This is a genomic window from Pantoea sp. NGS-ED-1003 (genome assembly GCF_000738765.1).
In the GTDB taxonomy this organism is placed as follows: domain Bacteria; phylum Pseudomonadota; class Gammaproteobacteria; order Enterobacterales; family Enterobacteriaceae; genus Pantoea; species Pantoea septica.
The window spans coordinates 1-1903 of record NZ_JPQA01000038.1 but is presented as its reverse complement, the minus strand read 5'-3'; the positions used below and the strand labels follow the sequence as shown (position 1 = coordinate 1903).

Here is a 1903-nt window from a genome sequence, read left to right as displayed (position 1 = left end):
ATTAATACCCAGCAGCCCCAGCTTCATTCCGACGAAACCAGCGGCGATACCAAATGCTCCCCGGATTACCTTTGGGTTTTTTTCGGCAAATTCACTGAAGCGCTGTGACATGTCACCAAGCCAGCCCACCAGCTTTTTAGCATCACCAGAGAAAGCGCCACCGATAGCTGCTAAGCCGTTGACTGCAGTGCCCGTCATGGAGTCCCATAGGTTCGTAAGCGTGCCAAGCTGAGCGTTAACTCGCTTATTTAGGTCAGCCTGCTTTTCCATTTTGGCCTGAATTTCATCATAGCCACTCTTTCCTTTATCTATAAGCGCCTTTAGAACACTAAGCGTGTCGCCATCGTCACCAAATATTTGTTTGATTACTCTTGTCTTATCAAGAGTGGTTAGTTTCTTAAGTTTATCTAGCTGTTTAAAAAGATTCTCTACTCCACCAAACTCACCTTTGCCATCAGTAAAGTCCAGCTTAATTCTTTGCTTTCTTAGTAGCTTATTGGCTGCTCTAATCTTTTTAGTGTCAAATCCAGCCTGGAATATCTTCCTTATCGCATTACCTGCCGTTTCACCCTGAGTGCCCATCTGATCCATCATCACTGCAATGGGTGCCAAAGCCCGAGAAGCTGCTAGGCCATCTTTGCTAACCATTTCTGTGACAGAGCTGACATTGGTGAAAAACGATAGCAAATTAGTGTCATCGACACCCAGATAGAATGCCTTCTGGATGGTGTCGAATAATCCCATCATGTCTTTCGAGGAGGTACGTGTCGCATCCTGCATTTTTGCAGCAAACTCTGCAGCCGCCTCAGGCGTTTTCTTGAGCTGAACAGCAAGATAAGCGGAAGCCTCCCCTACCCCGCTCAGTATGTTCTGAGCAGGAATGCCCTGCCTGACAAGCATCTGCATCATGTTCTGAAAGTCAGCAGTAGTACCAGGCAGTTTATTTCCGAGGCCTATTGCCAGCTTGTTAATTTTCGCGAAATCAGAACTTACCGCTCCGCTTGAGTCCATCATAGCAACCTTCAGGCCTGTCGCTGCGTCCTCCTGCTTCGCAAAAGCAATCAGCGATCCGGTTAGCCCGGCAGCAAGACCACCGGCCATCGCCATGGCTCCCTTACCTGCCTCCTCCGCATCCCGGCGAAAGCTGCGCAGGTTCTTTTGCATGCGGCCAAGTGCAGGTGAAAGCCTGTCAACGCCAGTAATAAGCGCCTTCAGTTCAAATTCAGCCATTGGCTTTTCGCTCCCGTTCTATCCGGTTCGCCTGGTCGATAAGCAATTGCAGGCTTTTTAAGTCCTCGCTCAGGACTTCCAGAGGATTTATGCGCCAGTAACTGGCGCAATCAAAGTACAGATTCAGCAGCTCTTTAGCTGTCAGGCCTGAAGGAAAAAACCGGCCACTACCCAGCCAGCAGCGTTCAGGTCTGATGGTGACATGTCATCAACTGAACTGGGTGGAATGCCGCCCAACTGGCTGATGTACTTAGCCACCACATGCGCCAGTAGCTTTACTGACTCATCCTGATTCATCTGATAGGGATAACCCAGTTCACGAACATCCTTGCCCGTTGGCTCACGCAACTCCAGCACATGGATAGTTTCACCATGCGCCGTAATAGGTTTTGAAAGCTGAAGTTCACTCACTGATAGAATCCTTCTGAGCCGTGGAATTCGAGGTCAACTGTACCCTCTTCCGCATTGTGGTTAGCTTCACCGAACTGGAACGCCTCAGACAGCACATAAACCATGCCGTTAGCCAGTTCGGCAGTGATGGTCATTTGGTCTGAATCCATCAGCTTGGTGACCGGAAACGCCTTCGGAACCTTGAAGGTGCCTTTGACGTAAGGCGCTCGGTGCGTCTCTTTGTAATCCACGTCACCGGCAAGGCCGATCACGTCATCACGCA

Annotated in this window: 3 protein-coding genes; all 3 read right to left on the bottom strand. The window is 49.7% G+C overall.

Features of this window, described 5'->3' with window-relative positions; genetic code table 11:
* The coding region (locus JS46_RS22660) for a phage tail tape measure protein (RefSeq protein ID WP_033756072.1) at nt 1-1230 on the bottom strand (1230 nt) is incomplete at its 3' end.
* A 141-nt stretch (nt 1231-1371) separates the two neighbouring features.
* Entirely contained in the window at nt 1372-1641 is a 270-nt protein-coding gene (locus JS46_RS22655; protein ID WP_033756071.1) for a phage tail assembly protein, read from the bottom strand.
* On the bottom strand, nt 1638-1903 hold a 266-nt coding region (locus tag JS46_RS22650), incomplete at its 5' end, for a phage tail tube protein (protein WP_033756069.1). The genes JS46_RS22650 and JS46_RS22655, both read right to left, overlap by 4 nt.